11 protein-coding genes and 1 pseudogene are annotated in these 16,077 nt (G+C 65.0%); 7 read left to right on the top strand and 5 right to left on the bottom strand.

The genetic code is table 11. From position 1 onward, the window contains the following. Positions 1 to 18: 18 nt before the first annotated feature. From hrpA to ACSZPK_RS07110, 4 genes are all read right to left on the bottom strand, one after another. Complete coding sequence (gene hrpA, locus ACSZPK_RS07125) at positions 19 to 4,092, bottom strand: ATP-dependent RNA helicase HrpA (RefSeq protein WP_437880726.1); 4,074 nt, start codon at positions 4,090 to 4,092, stop codon at positions 19 to 21. A 139-nt stretch (positions 4,093 to 4,231) separates the two neighbouring features. Next, entirely contained in the window at positions 4,232 to 5,080 is an 849-nt protein-coding gene (locus tag ACSZPK_RS07120; protein WP_437880724.1) for an SGNH/GDSL hydrolase family protein, read from the bottom strand. A 173-nt stretch (positions 5,081 to 5,253) separates the two neighbouring features. After that, positions 5,254 to 5,550, bottom strand: coding sequence for a hypothetical protein (locus tag ACSZPK_RS07115; protein WP_437880722.1), 297 nt, complete (start codon positions 5,548 to 5,550; stop codon positions 5,254 to 5,256). A gap of 48 nt (positions 5,551 to 5,598) precedes the next feature. Further along, positions 5,599 to 6,096: a MarR family winged helix-turn-helix transcriptional regulator gene (locus ACSZPK_RS07110; RefSeq protein WP_437880721.1), complete on the bottom strand. Its 498-nt coding sequence runs from the start codon at positions 6,094 to 6,096 to the stop codon at positions 5,599 to 5,601. Positions 6,097 to 6,182: 86 nt separating this feature from the next. Between ACSZPK_RS07110 and ACSZPK_RS07105 the strand changes: the two genes are divergently transcribed. The 7 genes and pseudogenes from ACSZPK_RS07105 (at position 6,183) to ACSZPK_RS07075 (ending at position 14,085) form a co-directional block, all read left to right on the top strand. After that, positions 6,183 to 6,377: a hypothetical protein gene (locus tag ACSZPK_RS07105; RefSeq protein WP_437880719.1), complete on the top strand. Its 195-nt coding sequence runs from the start codon at positions 6,183 to 6,185 to the stop codon at positions 6,375 to 6,377. Continuing rightward, positions 6,374 to 7,564, top strand: coding sequence for an MFS transporter (locus tag ACSZPK_RS07100; protein ID WP_437880717.1), 1,191 nt, complete (start codon positions 6,374 to 6,376; stop codon positions 7,562 to 7,564). Before ACSZPK_RS07105 ends, ACSZPK_RS07100 begins: the two co-directional genes overlap by 4 nt. Positions 7,565 to 7,723: 159 nt before the next feature. Next, positions 7,724 to 8,305: pseudogene (locus tag ACSZPK_RS07095) on the top strand (HAMP domain-containing protein); the annotation flags it as partial. Further along, complete coding sequence (locus ACSZPK_RS07090) at positions 8,291 to 9,175, top strand: methyl-accepting chemotaxis protein (protein WP_437881012.1); 885 nt, start codon at positions 8,291 to 8,293, stop codon at positions 9,173 to 9,175. The pseudogene ACSZPK_RS07095 and the gene ACSZPK_RS07090, both read left to right, overlap by 15 nt. 69 nt (positions 9,176 to 9,244) lie before the next feature. Then, complete coding sequence (locus ACSZPK_RS07085) at positions 9,245 to 9,877, top strand: IMPACT family protein (RefSeq protein ID WP_437880715.1); 633 nt, start codon at positions 9,245 to 9,247, stop codon at positions 9,875 to 9,877. Between the two features lie 319 nt (positions 9,878 to 10,196). After that, positions 10,197 to 12,830: a bifunctional lysylphosphatidylglycerol flippase/synthetase MprF gene (gene mprF, locus ACSZPK_RS07080; RefSeq protein WP_437880714.1), complete on the top strand. Its 2,634-nt coding sequence runs from the start codon at positions 10,197 to 10,199 to the stop codon at positions 12,828 to 12,830. 7 nt (positions 12,831 to 12,837) lie between these two features. Further along, a complete protein-coding gene (locus tag ACSZPK_RS07075) occupies positions 12,838 to 14,085 on the top strand; it encodes a virulence factor family protein (protein WP_437880712.1) in 1,248 nt (415 codons plus the stop codon). Between the two features lie 70 nt (positions 14,086 to 14,155). Here the strand turns inward: ACSZPK_RS07075 and ACSZPK_RS07070 are convergent, their stop codons facing one another. Next, positions 14,156 to 16,063 carry a potassium transporter Kup gene (locus ACSZPK_RS07070; protein ID WP_437880710.1) on the bottom strand — a complete coding sequence of 636 codons (1,908 nt, stop codon included), beginning with the start codon at positions 16,061 to 16,063 and terminating at the stop codon, positions 14,156 to 14,158. Between the last annotated feature and the right edge of the window lie 14 nt (positions 16,064 to 16,077).

Raw genomic sequence — 16,077 nt, 5'->3', positions numbered from 1 at the left:
CGCAGCCGCGTCGCCTTGTCACGCCTCGACTTGCGTCCACTGCTTGCTCAGGCGCTTGTCGGAAACGGCCATCCGCGTGCCCAACTGCTGGGCGAACAACGAAACGCGGTATTCCTCGAGCATCCAGCGATAGAGCTGCAGGTTGGCGTCACGCTTGCCCTCTTGCAGGTGCTTGCCCAGGCGCGCCTGGTACTGCTGCCAATAGCCAGCCAGCTCGCCACTCCAGACGCGGTCACGTTGCAGTTGCGCGGCGATCTTGTCGAAGCGCTGCTCGATGGCCTTGAGGTAGCGCGGGATTTCCTTGAGCCATTCGACCGGCGTCTCGCGAACGAAGCCCGGATAGACCAGGTTACCCAACTGCGCCTTGATGTCATTCAGCGCCACCGCCTGGGCCAGGTCGATCTTGCCCTTGAAGCGCTTGTGCAAGGCATGCGACAGCTTGAGGATATCCAGGGTCAGCCTGGCCAGGCGTTCGGCATGCTCGGTCCAGGCGCTGCGCTTCTTCTCGGCCAGCGCCGCCAGGGCCGCGCCGTCGCGCGGCAAAGGCTGCTCGCCGTCGAGGATGCAGCTGTCGAGGCTGGCCAGGAGAATGTCCTCGACCAACGCATCGATCCGGCCCAGGTCGCGGTACAACAGGCCCAGTTCGGTCAGCCCCGGCAACTTGCCGCGCAGGAATTTGGCCGGCTCGTTGAGCTGCTGCAACAGCAGCCGCTGCAGCGCGCGACGGTGCTGGTACTCAGCCTCGGCCGCCGTGCTGAAGCGGCTTTCCTTGACCACCCCAGCCTCTTCCAGCAGCGCCGGGAACACGGTCATGGAAAGCCCGGCGACCTTCTGCTGGGCCTTTTCGGCAACCTGGGCGAAGGCCTTGGCTTCGACCGGTTTCTGCTCCTGTTTCTGCTGGGGAATCGCCAGCGCGGCCTGGCTGGCCTCGGCGAAACGCGCGGTCAGCGCGGCCAGGTCGCGCCCTTCGCCGAGGAACTTGCCCTTGGCGTCGACCACTTCCAGATTCATCCGCAGATGGCCATCGACCTGCGCAACCGCTTCCTCCCAGGCCTCGTCGGGAACCCGTGCGCCGGTCATGCGCTGCAGCTCGCGGCCGAGGTTCTCGGCCAGGCTGCCCTGGGCGAACACCAGCTTGCCCAGCGCGGCGCCAACGAAGTCCGGCACCGGCACGAAGTTCTTGCGAATCGCCTTGGGCAGGTTGCGCACCAGGGCGATGGCCTTGGCTTCGATCAGCCCCGGCACCAGCCACTCCAAGCGTTCGGCTGGCAGTTGCGGCAGCAGCGGCGCCGGCACCCGCAGGGTCACGCCATCGCGCGGGTGATTGGGCTCGAAGTGGTAGCTCAGCGGCAGTTGCAGCTCGCCCAGGTGCAGGGTGTCCGGATATTGCGCGGCGGTGACTTCCTTGGCATCACGCGCCAGCACGTCTTCCTCGCGCATGATCAGCAGTTGCGGGTTCTTTTCGCTCTCGCGCTTGTACCAGTTGTCGAAGCTGGCGGCCTGGTAGATGTCCTGCGGGATGCGCGCCTCATAGAAGGCGAACAGGGTTTCCTCGTCGGCGAGAATATCGCGGCGACGCGCCTTGGCCTCCAGTTCGTCGAGCTTTTCCAGCAACTGGCGGTTGGCGCTCAGGCACTTGGCCCGGCTGTTGATCTCGCCGCGTACCAGGCCTTCGCGAATGAACAGCTCACGCGACGTTGCAGGCTCGATGGGGCCGAAATGCACCGCGCGGCGACCGACCACGATCATGCCGTAAAGCGTCACCTGCTCGAAGGCGACCACCTGGCCACGGCGCTTCTCCCAGTGCGGCTCGAAGTGGTTCTTCTTGATCAGGTGAGCGGCCAGCGGCTCGATCCAGTCCGGCTCGATCTTCGCCACCTGGCGGGCGAACAGCTTGCTGGTCTCCACCAGTTCGGCGGCCATCACCCAGCTCGGTTTCTTGCGCCCGATCACCGACGACGGATGAATCCAGAAACGCCGCTGGCGGGCGCCCAGGTAGTCGCCGTCCTCGGTCTTCTGGCCGATCTGGCTGAGCAGGCCGCTGAGAATGGCCTTGTGTACCGCGGCGTAGCTCCTGGCACGCTGTGCCGCCTCGCTGGCTTCGGCCTGCTCGCGGGCGATGGCGTTGACGCGGGTATCGGTGGTCGGCGCTGTACGTTGCGCTTTTTCGTAGGGTGGATGGCCGGAGCCATCCACCTTGGTGGACAAGCCTGCGGCGTTGTCCACCCTACCCGCAGCCGATGATTTGCCGGGCGTTAGCTGCAACTCCTTGGCCAGCAGCAGCAACTGCCGATGCGCATCGCGCCACTCGCGCAGGCGCATGTAGTTGAGGAAGTTCTTCTTGCACCAGTTGCGCAGCGGGTTGGAACCCAGTTCCTGGCGTTTTTCCTCGAAACCGCGCCAAAGGTTGATCAGCGCGGCGAAGTCGGAGTCGACATCCTTCCATTGCGCATGGGCCTGGTCGGCGGCCTGCTGGCGTTCCATCGGCCGCTCGCGCGGGTCCTGCACGGACAGCGCGCTGGCGACGATCAGCAGCTCATCCAGGCTGCCCAGCCTGGCCGCTTCCAGCACCATGCGCCCCAGGCGCGGGTCGATGGGCAGGCGCGCCAGTTGCCTGCCCAGCGGCGTCAGCTGGCCTTCGCGGTTGACCGCAGAGAGTTCCTGCAACAGGTTGAAACCGTCGCTGATGGCCTTGCCATCCGGCGGCTCGATAAAGGGGAAATCCTCGATGTTGCCCAGGCGCAGGTGCAGCATCTGCAGGATCACCGCCGCCAGGTTGGTACGCAGGATCTCCGGGTCGGTGAATTCCGGTCGACCGAGAAAATCCTCCTCACTGTAGAGGCGCACGCAGATACCCGGCTCGACCCGGCCACAACGCCCCTTGCGCTGGTTGGCGCTGGCCTGGGACACCGCTTCGATGGGCAGGCGCTGGACCTTGGCGCGGTAGCTGTAGCGGCTGATGCGTGCGGTGCCGCTGTCGATCACGTAGCGGATGCCCGGCACGGTCAGCGAGGTCTCGGCAACGTTGGTGGCGAGGACGATCTTGCGCCCGGCCATGGGCGCGAAAATCTTCTGCTGCTCGGCCGGGGTCAGCCGTGCATACAGCGGCAGCACCTCGGTGAAACGCAGGTTGGCCTTGCGCAGCACCTCGGCGGCGTCGCGAATCTCGCGCTCGCCCGGCAGGAAGATCAGCACGTCGCCAGGGCGCTTGCCTTCGGCCTGCTCATGGGCGGCGATCTCATCCAGCGCGGCGAGGATGCCCTGGTCCACGGTCAGGTCGTCGAGCAGGCTTTCGCCCTCCTCGTCCACCTCCGCCGCCAGCGGCCGGTACCAGGTTTCCACCGGGTAGGTGCGACCAGAGACCTCGACGATAGGCGCGCTGCCAAAGTGCTTGCTGAACCGCTCCAGGTCGATGGTCGCCGAGGTGATGATCACCTTGAGTTCGGGGCGCCGCGGCAACAGGGTCTTCAGGTAGCCGAGCAGGAAGTCGATGTTGAGGCTGCGTTCATGGGCCTCGTCGACGATGAGGGTGTCGTACTTGTCGAGAAAACGATCATGCTGGGTCTCGGCGAGCAAGATGCCGTCGGTCATCAGCTTGATCAGCGTGCTGTCCTTGCTCTGGTCCTCGAAGCGCACCTGGTAGCCGACCAGTTCGCCCAATGGCGTGCCGATCTCCTCCGCCACCCGCGTGGCCACACTGCGCGCCGCCAGGCGACGCGGTTGGGTATGACCGATCAGGCCGTGCGTGCCACGGCCGATCTCCAGGCAGATCTTCGGCAACTGGGTGGTCTTGCCCGAGCCGGTTTCGCCAGCGATCACCAGTACCTGATGCTTTTCCAGCGCGGCCTTGATCTCGTCACGCTTGGCGGCGATGGGCAACGCATCGTCGTAACGCATCACCGGCACGCTCAGGCGCCGCGCCTCGACCTTGGCACAGGAGGCCTGGAACCGCTCCAGCCACTGCGCCTGCCTGCCCGCGTCAGGCTGCTTGTGCAACTCGTGCAACTGGCGGCGCAGTCGATGACGGTCAGCGATCAGGGCGTGGTCGAGGTTTTTCTGCAGGGCGGTGAAATCGAAAGTTGCGTCGGTCATCAGGCACGGGCAATCGCGGAAAAGGCGCGATTGTCGCAGATTTCACCGACGCATGTGGGAAGCGCAGCGGTAGATTGCCGGGTAGAAAATGACCAAAAAGGTCAGGCGATGAGCAGACCCAAGCATCGCCTGAGACGCCTCAACGGGTGGCCTGAACCTGGCTGGGAACGCTGCGCAAGGCCACGTCCAGCGCTTGCAGCGAGTTCCATGCATGACGCTGCAAGCCGACCACGTCGGCCTGCTCGAAACGGCTGGCCAGCGCGATAGAGGGTGCTGGCGGCTGGGCACCGTAGATCAGCGAATAGAACACCGAAGCCGCCAGGTAGGAACCGCTGTAGGTCGGATGGCTGCCGTCCTGGATGTACAGGTCCGGCTTGTGCGCGTCCGCCAGGGCTTCCATCCAGGCCTTGCCGACCGGGGCCAGCAACGAGTGGGTCGCGTTGGCCAGCTCGGTATAGACGCTGTCGAGCTGGGCCTGCATGGCCGGGTCGTACTCGCGGGCCCAGGTCATGTAGAGGATCGGCTGGGCTCCGCTGTTGCGCGCGGCGTCACTGACCAGGCGCACATACTTGCGGGTGGTCTCCGGGTGCTCCACCGGCATGGTGCTGAAGTCCTGGATCACCACATAGTCCCAGTGCTGGCTGGCCAGCGCCTGCTGGACGTCGCCTTTGTGCCAGTGTGCTTCCAGGCTGGCGCCGCCCCAGGTCACGTCTTTCACCGCCAGCGGACGCGGCTGGGCGGCATCGATGGACATCTGCTGCACGATCTTCGGCATATCGTTATAGAAGGTGTAGCTGTTACCCACGAACAGCACCTGAAGCGGCTTGGCGGCCACCGGCTGCCGGGCTTCGACTTGTTCGATCACGGCGCCGGCACTTGGCAGTGCGGTATCAGGCGCGATGGAGGCCGGCCCGGCCAGGGCTGGGCCTACGACAACGGTGCCGAGCAACAGGCCGGCGAACACGCGCGGCAACAACGAATGGGACATGGGCAGAAGCACTCTCGAGGCGGATACGACACGCCCGGAAGGGGGCGCTGGACAGCCGCCGTGCATGCTATTTCCGTGCACGGATAGCGCTTCGTTTCGGTATTTGCCGACGAGAGGTCGGCAAATGCAGCGCCTGGCGCTTTCAGTTGAGGTTTGCGACTTGCCGCTACGCGTCAGCGATTGATCCTGATCAGGTAGCCAACGACCACTGCGCAGCAGGCGATGGGCAGCAAGTGCCAGCCATTGCCGAGCAACGCGGACTTGGTCTGGTAGAAATAGACCAGCAACCCCGCCACGCCCAGGGAAATGGCCGGCAGCAGCCAGATGCAATGCATCAGCAACTGGTTCTGCAGTGGTGACAGTTCGTGTTTGTTGGCAATCGCCGCGCCACCGAAGATCACCAGCATGGCCTGGAAACCGGCGAACGCTACCTGCAACGCCACTCCCAGGATAAGCACCCCCAACGACATCGATAACCTCCCTCTCAGAAAAACCGCGAGTCGACAAGACCGGCCCACTCAAGCGACGGGTGGCAGGCCCGCTAACAGCTTGCCGAGCAAGCCATGCAGTTGCTTCTGTTCATCGGCGTCCAGGCCGCAAAGCACCCGCTGCTGGTTGGCAACATGCTTGGCCAGCATGCCGTCGATCAGGGCGAAACCGGCGTCGGTCAGGGCCACCAGCACACCACGGCGGTCGGTCGGATGCTTGCGTCGCTCGATCAGGCCGGCCTTCTCCAGGCGGTCGATACGACTGGTCATGCCTCCCGACGAGATCATCGCACTTTCATAGAGAACCGTCGGCATCAAGGCGTAGGGCGCACCGGAGCGGCGCAGGGTTGCCAGCACGTCGAACTCACCGGCCTGCAGGCCATGGGCCGCATACAGCGGCAGCAGATAATCGCGACCGATCAATTGCGCCAACTCGCCCAGGCGACCGAGCAAGGCCATGGAAAACGGGTCGATATCCGGACGCTCGTGGCGCCACTGCTCGGCAGCGAAATCGGCACGGTCTTGCATAGGCCCCTCAATTTATCTTGCTATCAAGATACTTATCGAAAAGAATGTTGCCATCGTAACGCATCCTTCCCACCAGGAGAACATCGATGCCATCGCGCCAGAGCGGCCTGTCACTACTCCTCCGGCTCATCGTCGGCAACCTCATGGGGCTGGCCGGCAACGTGGTCAAACGGGCTGTCGCCGCAAGCTGGCAACCTTTGGCATTGCTGTTCTGGAGCCTGCTCGGCGGCGTGGTACGGGTCGCCATGCGCGCTGCGGCACGGCCGGAGCTCAAGGCATGAAACAACGCAGCCTGTTCCTGCTTGCGGTGATCGTCCTCGGCCTCAACCTGCGCCCGGTCCTTGCAGGCGTCGGCCCCCTGCTCGACCGGATCCAGGCCGACACCGGGCTCGATCATGTCGGTGCCAGCCTGCTGACCACCCTGCCGGTGATCGCCATGGGCCTGGGCGCCCTGATCTCCAGCAGCCTGCGCCGGCTGCTTGGCGAGCGCCTGGGGATTCTGCTCGGCTGCATGCTGGTCGCCCTGGCCTGCGCCTGGCGTGGCATGCAGGCACACGCTTTGCCCCTGGTGTCCAGCGCACTGCTCGCCGGTGCCGGTATCGCCTTTGTCCAGGCCCTGCTGCCCGGCATGATCAAGCAGCGTTTCGCCAGCGATAGCGACCGCATGATCGGCTTCTACAGTTGTTCGATCATGGCCGGTGCCGCCTTCGCCGCCGCCGGCACCCCTTGGCTTGGCTCGCACCTCGGCTGGTCGATGGCGCTGGCGGCCTGGGGCTTGCCCGCCCTGCTCGCCTGCCTGCTGTGGTGGACAGCCAGCGCCCAAAGCACGGCGCCAGCGGTCAGCATCGAGCCTGAACACCTCAGCCTGCTGCGCTCGCCACGCGCCTGGTTGTTGATGAGTTTCTTCGGCATCGGCACCGCTGGCTACACCCTGGTACTGGCCTGGCTGCCGCCCTTCTATACGGCCCTGGGCTGGACTGCGCAGCAGAGCGGCGTGCTGCTCGCGGGGGTCACCCTCTGCGAAGTCAGCGCCGGCCTGTTGATCTCCAGCCAGATAGCCCGCTGGCCTGATCGGCGCCTGCCGTTGTTCGCCGTACTCGTCAGCCTGTTGCTCGGGCTGCTGGGCCTGCTGAGCGCACCGCACGTGCTTTGGCTGCCGATCTGCATATTACTGGGGTGCGGTATTGGCGCCCTGTTCCCGTTGTCGCTGATCGTTGCCCAGGATCACCTGGACGACCCGCGCCAGACCGGCGAATTGCTGGCCTTCGTCCAGGGCGGCGGCTACCTGGTCGCGGCCTGCGCGCCCTTGCTCGCCGGACTGCTGCGCGAATACACGCACGACCTGCGCCTCAGTTGGCTGCTCATGGCCGTCGCGACGTTGCTGCTGATGATCCTGGCCAGCCGCTTCGCCCCCGATAGCGGCCACTTTCACCGGCAGCAGGAAACCCCTGGCACAGAGACAGACTGAGGTGTTTTTTCCATACCGAAGCTAAAGAACCCGGATGAACAACCGCTAAAGTGACTGACAAGGAGATCGTGTTGACCCCGATCAACATGAGTCTCCCACCTGGACCTGAAGATATGGCCAAATGCCATTCAACTACCCGAAGTCACTGTGGGCATCTGGATGAAAAACCTTTCGCTGAAGTACAAGTTCTGGGCTGTCAATCTGGTCGTCTTCGTGATCACCCTGCTGCTGGTGATCTTCGCCATCGAGCAGGAGCGCGACGGTCGCCTGGACGCCGCGCGCGCCTCGGCCCAAAGCCGGGCCACGCTGCTGTCGAGCTGGCCACAGGACAGCAAGGCGCCGAGTGACGCCGACCTGATCTACTTTGCCAGCGGCAGTCGCCCCAACGTGGCCAATGTCGATACTGCGCAACTGGCCCAGGCGCGTGGCTGGGTCGATCTCGAGTCCGGGCACATCGCCGGTGCCTGGGTGCAAGACGCTGGCGACGGCCAACGCGTCGCCATACTCGGCCGCGCACCAGGCTTCTGGGAGCTGTTCCAGGAGCGCGCCTTGTCCTATGCCGTGGCCGTAGCGGTGCTGATGCTGCTTCTGCTGGCCGCTTCGCAACTGCTGATCCGCTTCATCCTCAGCCACCTCAATGCCCTGAAGGACATCATGCTCCACGTCGAGCGCAGCGGCGACCTGTCTGCCCGGGTGCAGAACGACAGCCAGGATGAAGTCGGCCAGATGGCCAACGCCTTCAACGCCATGCAGAGCGGTTACCAGCGCGTGGTCAGTACCGTCGCCCAGGCCGCCGCCCGCCTGGACGACGGTGCCAAGCAGATGGCCCGCAGCATGGACGAAGTGCGCCGCGGCATGCTCGGCCAGCAGAGCGAGACCGACCAGGCCGCCACGGCGATCAACGAAATGTCCGCGACCGTGTCGCACATCGCCCAGCACGCTGCCGACACCCGTGACCAATCCACCGAGGCCGACCGCCTCAGCGGCAGCGGTCGCGAGGTGGTGGGCCGTGCCGGCCAGGCCATCGCCAGCCTGTCCCTGGGTGTGCAGCAGACCTCGGAAATGGTCCAGCGCCTGGCCGCCGACAGCCAGACCATCGGCGGCATGGTCGATACCATCCACGGCATCGCCGAGCAGACCAACCTGCTCGCCCTCAACGCCGCCATCGAGGCAGCGCGTGCCGGCGAAATGGGTCGCGGCTTCGCCGTGGTCGCCGACGAGGTGCGCAACCTGGCCAAGCGCGTGCAGGATTCCACCAACGAGATCACCCGCATGATCGGCAACCTGCAGGCCGGCACCCGCGACGCCGTGGAGTTCATGCAGGAAAGCTCGATCAAGGCCGACCAGTGCGTGCAGGAAGTCGGCGCGACCGACGATGCCCTGGGCAAGATCGCCCACGCGGTGGCGCAGATGCGCGAGAGCAATACGCAGATCGCCGTCGCCGCCGAGCAGCAGAGCCAGGTCGCCGAGGAGATGACCCGTTCAGTGGTGGGCATCCGCGACGTCACCGAGCAGACCGTGCGCCAGACCGTGGAGACGGCCAACACCAGCGCGGAACTGGTAGGCCTGGCCAGCGAGCTGAGCAAGGCCATCGGCCAGCTCAGGCTTTGACGGTCGACGGCCTTCGGCACCCTGGCGCGAAGGCGCTAGAATGGCGTTCCTTTGCCCATACGCACGACCATGCCACAGACCCTCGTAAGCCCTGCGCAATACCGTGAGGAAATCCGCAAGAGCCGCTTTCTAACCCTGGCCGCGCCCGTCGAGTCCGCGGCCGCGGCCCAAGCGTTCATCACGGCCCACGGCGATCCTTCGGCAACCCACAACTGCTGGGCCTGGAAGATCGGCCAGCAGTATCGCTTCAGCGATGACGGCGAACCCGGAGGTACGGCTGGACGGCCAATCCTCGCGGCGATCGAAGGCCAGGACTGCGATCAGGTCGTGGTGCTGGTGATCCGTTGGTACGGCGGCATCCAGCTCGGCACCGGCGGCCTGGCCAGGGCCTATGGCGGTGGCGCGAGCAAATGCCTGCAAAGTGGCGAACGCCGCGAGCTGCTGCGGCTCGAACGCTGCGCCTGCCTGGCCTCTTTCGCCGAACTGCCGAGGATCAAGGCGCGCCTGGAAGCGTTCCAGGCGCAACTGGAAGAGGAACATTTCCAGGCCGACGGCGTCTTCCTGAAACTGGCCCTGCCCGCAGAGCGGGTGCAAGCGTTGCGAGATTGGCTGCTCGACCTCAGCCGTGGACGCATCGAACTGCAACACGAACGCTACAAATCATTCACAGAATCTGTGGATGAAGTTGTGGATAACCGCTAGAAAAAATCCTCTCGGCGCCCACTCATGGGGCCTGACATCAACTCGATCATTTTTTCACCAACTCTGCCTGTTGACTTTAACAAACCATTGTTTTCAAAGCGTTTATTAAAAATATTTTGTATGGCCTACAAGGCTTCAACGGCATCGTCAAGACCTTGAGCGACCTTGTGTACAAAATCTTGGATAACCTGTTTCTCAGAATCATGAGCCAAACCTCTGACCTGGCACGAATTTATATTTCACTAAACTCATGGACAGCCCATCGCCGAAAGTCGCGCGAAACTCTAGACTCTGCGCCGCACTGCCCGAGAGGTCTCTAATGCGTGCCAGTCCCGATGCCGTAACACCTCCAGAATCACCCGTAAGCCCTCGCCTGCTGCTGTGGCGTGACCGAATCAGCCAGTATCGCCAGCCCATTGGCCTTGGCGTCACGCTGCTGCTGTTTGCCATCGCCCTGGTCGCCTGCCGCCATCTGCTCGAGGAAATCGAGCCCGACGCCTTGCGTGCCGCCCTGCAGGACGTGGCCTCAGGCAACCTGCTGGGCGCACTGGGCATGACCGTGCTGGGCTTCATCGCCCTGCTCGGCTACGAATGGTCGGCCAGCCGTTATGCCGAAGTGACGCTGCCCAAACGGATCGTCGCCCTCGGCGGTTTCTGCGCATTCGCCATCGGCAACGCCGTTGGCCTGTCGATGCTTTCGGGCGGCTCGGTGCGCTATCGCCTCTATGGCCGACAGGGTCTTGCCCCGGCCGATGTCGCCCGCATGACCTTGTTCGCCAGCCTGTCGCTCGGCTGCTCGCTGCCACTGCTCGCCGCCCTGGCCAGCCTGAGCGACCTGCCAGCGGCGGCCAACGCCCTGCATCTGCCACAGGCGGTGCTGGCCGTATTGGCCAGTGCGATATTGCTGGGCTATGCCGGTACGCTGCTGTGGTTGCGCCGCCATCGCCTGGCCGAGCAGCCCTTCAGCCACAGCCGTCTGTTCGGCCTGCGCAAGCGTGTGCTGCGCCTGCCCACAGGCGGCCTGTCACTGCTGCAACTGCTGATCACCGTCGTTGACGTCGGCGCCGCAGCCGGGGTGCTGTACTTCCTGCTGCCCGATGCGCCACCGCTCGGCGCGTTCCTGCTGGTCTACCTGCTGGCCCTGGCCGCCGGCGTGCTCAGCCACGTACCGGGTGGTGTCGGCGTGTTCGAGGCCGTGTTGCTGGCCGCCTTCGCCGGGCAGATCGGCACGGCGCCACTGGCGGCCGCCCTGCTGCTCTATCGCCTGATCTACATCGTCCTGCCGATGTTGCTCGCCTGCCTGACCCTGCTGCTGCTCGAAGCACGCCGCCTGCTGGGTGGCCCGGGAACGCTGCGCGCGGCCTCGGGCATGGCGGCACCGATCCTGGCCCTGCTGGTGTTCCTCTCCGGCGTGGCCCTGCTGTTCTCCGGCACCACGCCGACCATCGACGAACGCCTGGCGCACATGGGCTTTCTGATCCCCCACCGGCTGATCGACGCCTCACACTTCGGTGCCAGCCTGATTGGCGTACTCTGCCTGCTGCTGGCCCAGGGCCTGCGTCGACGCCTGTCGGCAGCCTGGGTGCTGACCCTGGTGCTGCTGCTGGTCGGCGCCGTGTTGTCGCTGCTTAAGGGCTTCGACTGGGAAGAAGCGACCCTGCTCAGCATCACCGCCGCCCTGCTGGCGCTGTTCCGACCGGCGTTCTACCGGCCCAGCCGGCTGATGGAACTGCCGTTCTCGCCGCTCTACGTGGTGGCCGCCGTGTGCGTGATCGCGGCGTCGATCTGGCTGCTGCTGTTCGCCTATCAGGACGTGCCCTACGACAACCAGCTCTGGTGGCAATTCGCGCTCGATGGCGACGCCCCCCGTGGCCTGCGCGCCGCCATGGGCAGTACCGTGGTCCTGGCCATGCTGACCCTGGCCTGGCTGCTGCGCGCCGCGCCGCCGGCCATCGATGTGCCGAGCAGCGAAGACCTGGACAAGGCCGCGCGCATCGTCCGTCAATCCAACCAGGCTGACGGCGGCCTGGCCCTTACCGGCGACAAGGCCCTGCTGTTCCATGCCGACCAGCAGGCGTTCCTCATGTACGCCCGTCGCGCGCGCAGCATGGTCGCCCTGTTCGACCCCATCGGCCCGAGCCTGCAACGCGCCGAGTTGATCTGGCAATTCCGCGACCTGTGCGACCGCTACCACGCGCGCCCGGTGTTCTATCAGGTGCGGGCGGAGAACCTGCCGCTGTACATGGACATCGGCCTGACCGCGATCAAGCTGGGCGAAGAAGCCCGCGTCGACCTGCAGCGCTTCGACCTGGAAAACACCGGCAAGGCCATGAAGGACCTGCGCTACACCTGGAATCGCGGCCAGCGCGACGGCCTGGCCCTGGAATTCCACGAGCCCGGCCAGGCCCCCGTGGAAGAGCTGCGCGCGATCTCCGACACCTGGCTGCAAGGCAAGAATGTGCGCGAGAAAGGCTTCTCCCTGGGCCGCTTCGATCCCGAGTACCTGCGCCATTTCCGGGTCGTGGTGGTGCGTGTCCAGGGCCGTGCCTTGGCCTTCGCCAACCTGCTGGAAACGGACAGCCGCGAAGTCGCCAGCATCGATCTGATGCGCATGCTCCCGGACGCGCCCAAGCTGACCATGGAATTCCTCATGCTCGGCCTGATCCTGCACTTCAAGGAACTCGGCTATTCGCGCTTCAGTCTCGGCATGGTGCCGTTGTCCGGCCTGCAGCCACGCCGGGGCGCGCCACTGACCCAACGCATCGGTGCCCTGGTCTTCCAGCGGGGCGAGGCGTTCTACAACTTCCAGGGCCTGCGCCGCTTCAAGGACAAGTTCCTGCCCGAATGGGAGCCACGCTACATGGCCGTTCCCGCCGGGCTCGACCCGCTGGTCGCGCTGGCCGACACCGCTGCCCTGATCGCCGGAGGCATTTCCGGCCTGGTCAAACGCTGAGGTAAGCATGCGTAAACGTCATCTGCTGTTCATCGCCCCGCTCGCCATCCTGGGCATCGGCCTGCTCCTCTGGACCCGCCCGCCGGCCCAGGCGCACCTGGAACACCCGACCATGGTCGACGGCATCCCGGCCACCCTGGCCCTGGCGCCAGGCAAAGCCAAGTCCCGCGTCCTGCTGGTCAACCCCGACAAACAGCGCCTGAGCGACGAAACCCTGCTGGAACTGGCCCAGCAAAGCAACGCGAACCTGCTGCAGGTAACCATGGTCGCCGGCAACTGCACCGGCCAGCAGCAGTATCTGAAGAGCGCCCGCGAGAAGCTGGGGGGAGAACCCACCCTGGTCACCGGTATCGGCCCCGGCGCGGCCTTCGCCTGGCGCTGGCTGGCCAGCCAGGACAACGACCAGGCGACCGCGCTCTCGGTCGGTTTCGACCTGGCGCAACCGGACTGCCCCACTCAACTGCCAGAAAAGGCCCCCCACGGCCACTGGATCGCCGCCTGGAACGATGGCCCGGAAGACCCGACCGCGCTGTTCGCGCGTAATCAGGAAAGCGCCGAGACCAGCATCAGCGACTACGACACGCAACTGCCGACGCTGCTCCAGGAGAAGCTGAGCAACCTGCTACGCGGCGAAGGCGAACCGATGCCGGTGCTCGAAGAACCCGCCACGGGCAAATCCGACACCGTCACCCTGTTCTATTCCGGCGATGGCGGCTGGCGCGACCTCGACCGGGCCGCCGCCGAAGACATGGCCAAGCAAGGCTGGCCAGTGGTTGGCATCGATGCGTTGCGCTATTTCTGGCAGCACAAGAGCCCACAGCAAGGCGCGAGCGATCTCAGCCACCTGATGAAGACCTACCGCGAGAAATGGGGAGCCAAGCGTTTCGTCCTGATTGGCTACTCATTCGGCGCCGATGTACTGCCGGCGTTCTACAACCGCTTGCCGGCCGCCGACCAGCAACAGATCGACGGTATTTTCCTGCTTGCCTTCGCCCGCAGCGGCAGCTTCGAGATCGAAGTCGAAGGCTGGCTGGGCAAGGCTGGCGAAGAAGCCGCCACCGGCCCGGAAATGGCCAGGCTGCCCGCCGCCAAGGTGCTGTGCATCTACGGCGCGGAAGAGAAGGACGAAAGCGGCTGCACCCAACCCGGCGCCGTGGGCGAAGTCGTACAGTTGCCCGGTGGCCACCATTTCGATGAGAACTACCCGGCACTCGCCCAGCGCCTGATGGACGCGATCAGGAAGAGGCAGCCATAACCGCGCGGCAGCGTTGAAATCCTCAGCCTTTCAACGCTGCGCGTTTTCCTCTCGTTTGTGGCTCGAACAGCTACATCTCCACCTGCGTGCCCAGCTCGATCACCCTGTTCATCGGTAACTTGAAGAAGCGCAGGTTGCTGTTGGCATTGCGCAGCATCAGGGCGAACAGCACTTCGCGCCAGCGTGCCATGCCGAAACGCTTGGTACTGATCACCGTCTCGCGGCTGAGGAACCAGGTGGTGCGCATGGCGCTGAAGTCCAGATCGTTCAAGTGACACAGGCGCAAGGCCTCGGGTACATCCGGCTCGTCCATGAAGCCGAAGTGCAGGATCACCCGGAAGAACCCATCGCCATAGGCCTCCACCTCGAAACGCCGCTCGGGCGGCATGCGCGGCTCGTCTTCGCTGACCACCGTCAGCAACACCACCTGCTCGTGCAGCACCTGGTTGTGCAACAGGTTATGCAACAGTGCATGGGGCACGGCGTCCGGGCGCGCGGTGAGGAACACCGCCGTCCCCTGCACCCGATGCGGTGGCTGGGCGCGAATGCTGGCGATGAACAGTGGCAGCGGCAGCGCGGTTTCGTCGAGGCGGTAGAGCAGCAGCTGGCGGCCGCGCTTCCAGGTGGTCATCAGGGTGAACAGCACGATCCCGGCGATCACCGGGAAGGCGCCGCCCTGGAAGATCTTCGGCACGTTGGCGGCGAAGAACAGGCCATCGACCAGGAGGAATCCAGTCAGCAACGGAATCGCCAGCCACAGTGACGTGCGCCAGAGCAGCAGCATCACGGTCGCCACCATCAGCGTGGTCATCAGCATGGTGCCGGTCACCGCCACGCCATAGGCCGAGGCCAACGCGCCGGACGACTCGAAACCCACGACCAGCAAGACCACGGCGATCATCAGGAACCAGTTCACCGCACCGATGTAGATCTGCCCCTGCTCCTCGCTCGAAGTGTGCTGGATGTGCATGCGCGGGATGTAGCCAAGCTGGATCGCCTGGTGAGTGAGGGAGAATGCGCCGGAGATCACCGCCTGGGAGGCGATGATGGTCGCCAGGGTCGCCAGGCCGACCAGCGGCAGCAGCGCCCAGGACGGCGCCAGCAGGTAGAACGGGTTGCGCGCCGCCTGCGCGTTCTCCAGCAGCAAGGCGCCCTGGCCGAAATAGTTGAGCACCAACCCCGGCAGCACCAGCAGGAACCAGGCTCGGGCGATGGGCTTGCGGCCGAAATGGCCCATGTCGGCATACAGCGCCTCGGCGCCGGTCAATGCCAGCACCACCGCACCCAGGATCGCCACGCCGACGCCGGGGTGAGCGATGAAGAAATGCACACACCAGTAGGGATTGAGCGCCTGCAACACTTCCGGGCGCTGGCTGATGCCGTAGATACCCAGGGCGCCCAGGATGCTGAACCACAGCACCATCACCGGGCCGAACAGCTTGCCGATGCGGCTGGTGCCGTGCTTCTGGATCAGGAACAGGCCGACCAGCAGCACCAGCGAAATCGGCACGACCCAGTGCTCCACGCCGTCGAAGGCCACTTCCAGCCCCTCGACCGCCGACAGCACGGATACCGCCGGGGTGATCATGCTGTCGCCATAGAACAGCGCCGTACCGAACAGGCCACACAGCACCACCACCCTGCTCAGCCGGGGATGCGCCACGGTCGCCCGCCGCGCCAGAGCCAGCAGGGCCATGGCGCCGCCCTCGCCCTGGTTATCGGCGCGCAGGATGAACAGCACATACTTGATCGAGACGACCCAGATCAGCGACCAGAAGATCAGTGACAGGATGCCGAGCACGCCTTCCTGATTGGCCTGTACGCCGTACTGGCCGGAAAAGACTTCCCTGAGGGTGTAGAGGGGACTGGTTCCGATGTCACCGTAGACCACGCCAATCGCGGCGATCAGCAGCCCGAACGAAGCCTTGGCACCCTGGCCCTGGCCGGCAGCGGGTTGCTGCGCACTGACATCACTCATTAAGCGAAGACCTC

This window comes from Pseudomonas sp. LRF_L74 (assembly GCF_965644255.1).
In the GTDB taxonomy this organism is placed as follows: Bacteria; Pseudomonadota; Gammaproteobacteria; order Pseudomonadales; family Pseudomonadaceae; genus Aquipseudomonas.
This window is presented reverse-complemented; position numbering and strand designations above follow the sequence as displayed.

Bases quoted from the DNA above. Each gene is read 5' to 3' on its own strand.
- ACSZPK_RS07105 (WP_437880719.1), top strand. From the start codon at position 6,183: ATGCCATCGCGCCAGAGCGGCCTGTCACTACTCCTCCGGCTCATCGTC.
- ACSZPK_RS07085 (WP_437880715.1), top strand. From the start codon at position 9,245: ATGCCACAGACCCTCGTAAGCCCTGCGCAATACCGTGAGGAAATCCGC.
- mprF (WP_437880714.1), top strand. From the start codon at position 10,197: ATGCGTGCCAGTCCCGATGCCGTAACACCTCCAGAATCACCCGTAAGC.
- hrpA (WP_437880726.1), bottom strand. From the start codon at position 4,092: ATGACCGACGCAACTTTCGATTTCACCGCCCTGCAGAAAAACCTCGAC.
- ACSZPK_RS07110 (WP_437880721.1), bottom strand. From the start codon at position 6,096: ATGCAAGACCGTGCCGATTTCGCTGCCGAGCAGTGGCGCCACGAGCGT.
- ACSZPK_RS07090 (WP_437881012.1), top strand. From the start codon at position 8,291: ATGGCCAACGCCTTCAACGCCATGCAGAGCGGTTACCAGCGCGTGGTC.
- ACSZPK_RS07100 (WP_437880717.1), top strand. From the start codon at position 6,374: ATGAAACAACGCAGCCTGTTCCTGCTTGCGGTGATCGTCCTCGGCCTC.
- ACSZPK_RS07120 (WP_437880724.1), bottom strand. From the start codon at position 5,080: ATGTCCCATTCGTTGTTGCCGCGCGTGTTCGCCGGCCTGTTGCTCGGC.
- ACSZPK_RS07115 (WP_437880722.1), bottom strand. From the start codon at position 5,550: ATGTCGTTGGGGGTGCTTATCCTGGGAGTGGCGTTGCAGGTAGCGTTC.
- ACSZPK_RS07075 (WP_437880712.1), top strand. From the start codon at position 12,838: ATGCGTAAACGTCATCTGCTGTTCATCGCCCCGCTCGCCATCCTGGGC.
- ACSZPK_RS07070 (WP_437880710.1), bottom strand. From the start codon at position 16,063: ATGAGTGATGTCAGTGCGCAGCAACCCGCTGCCGGCCAGGGCCAGGGT.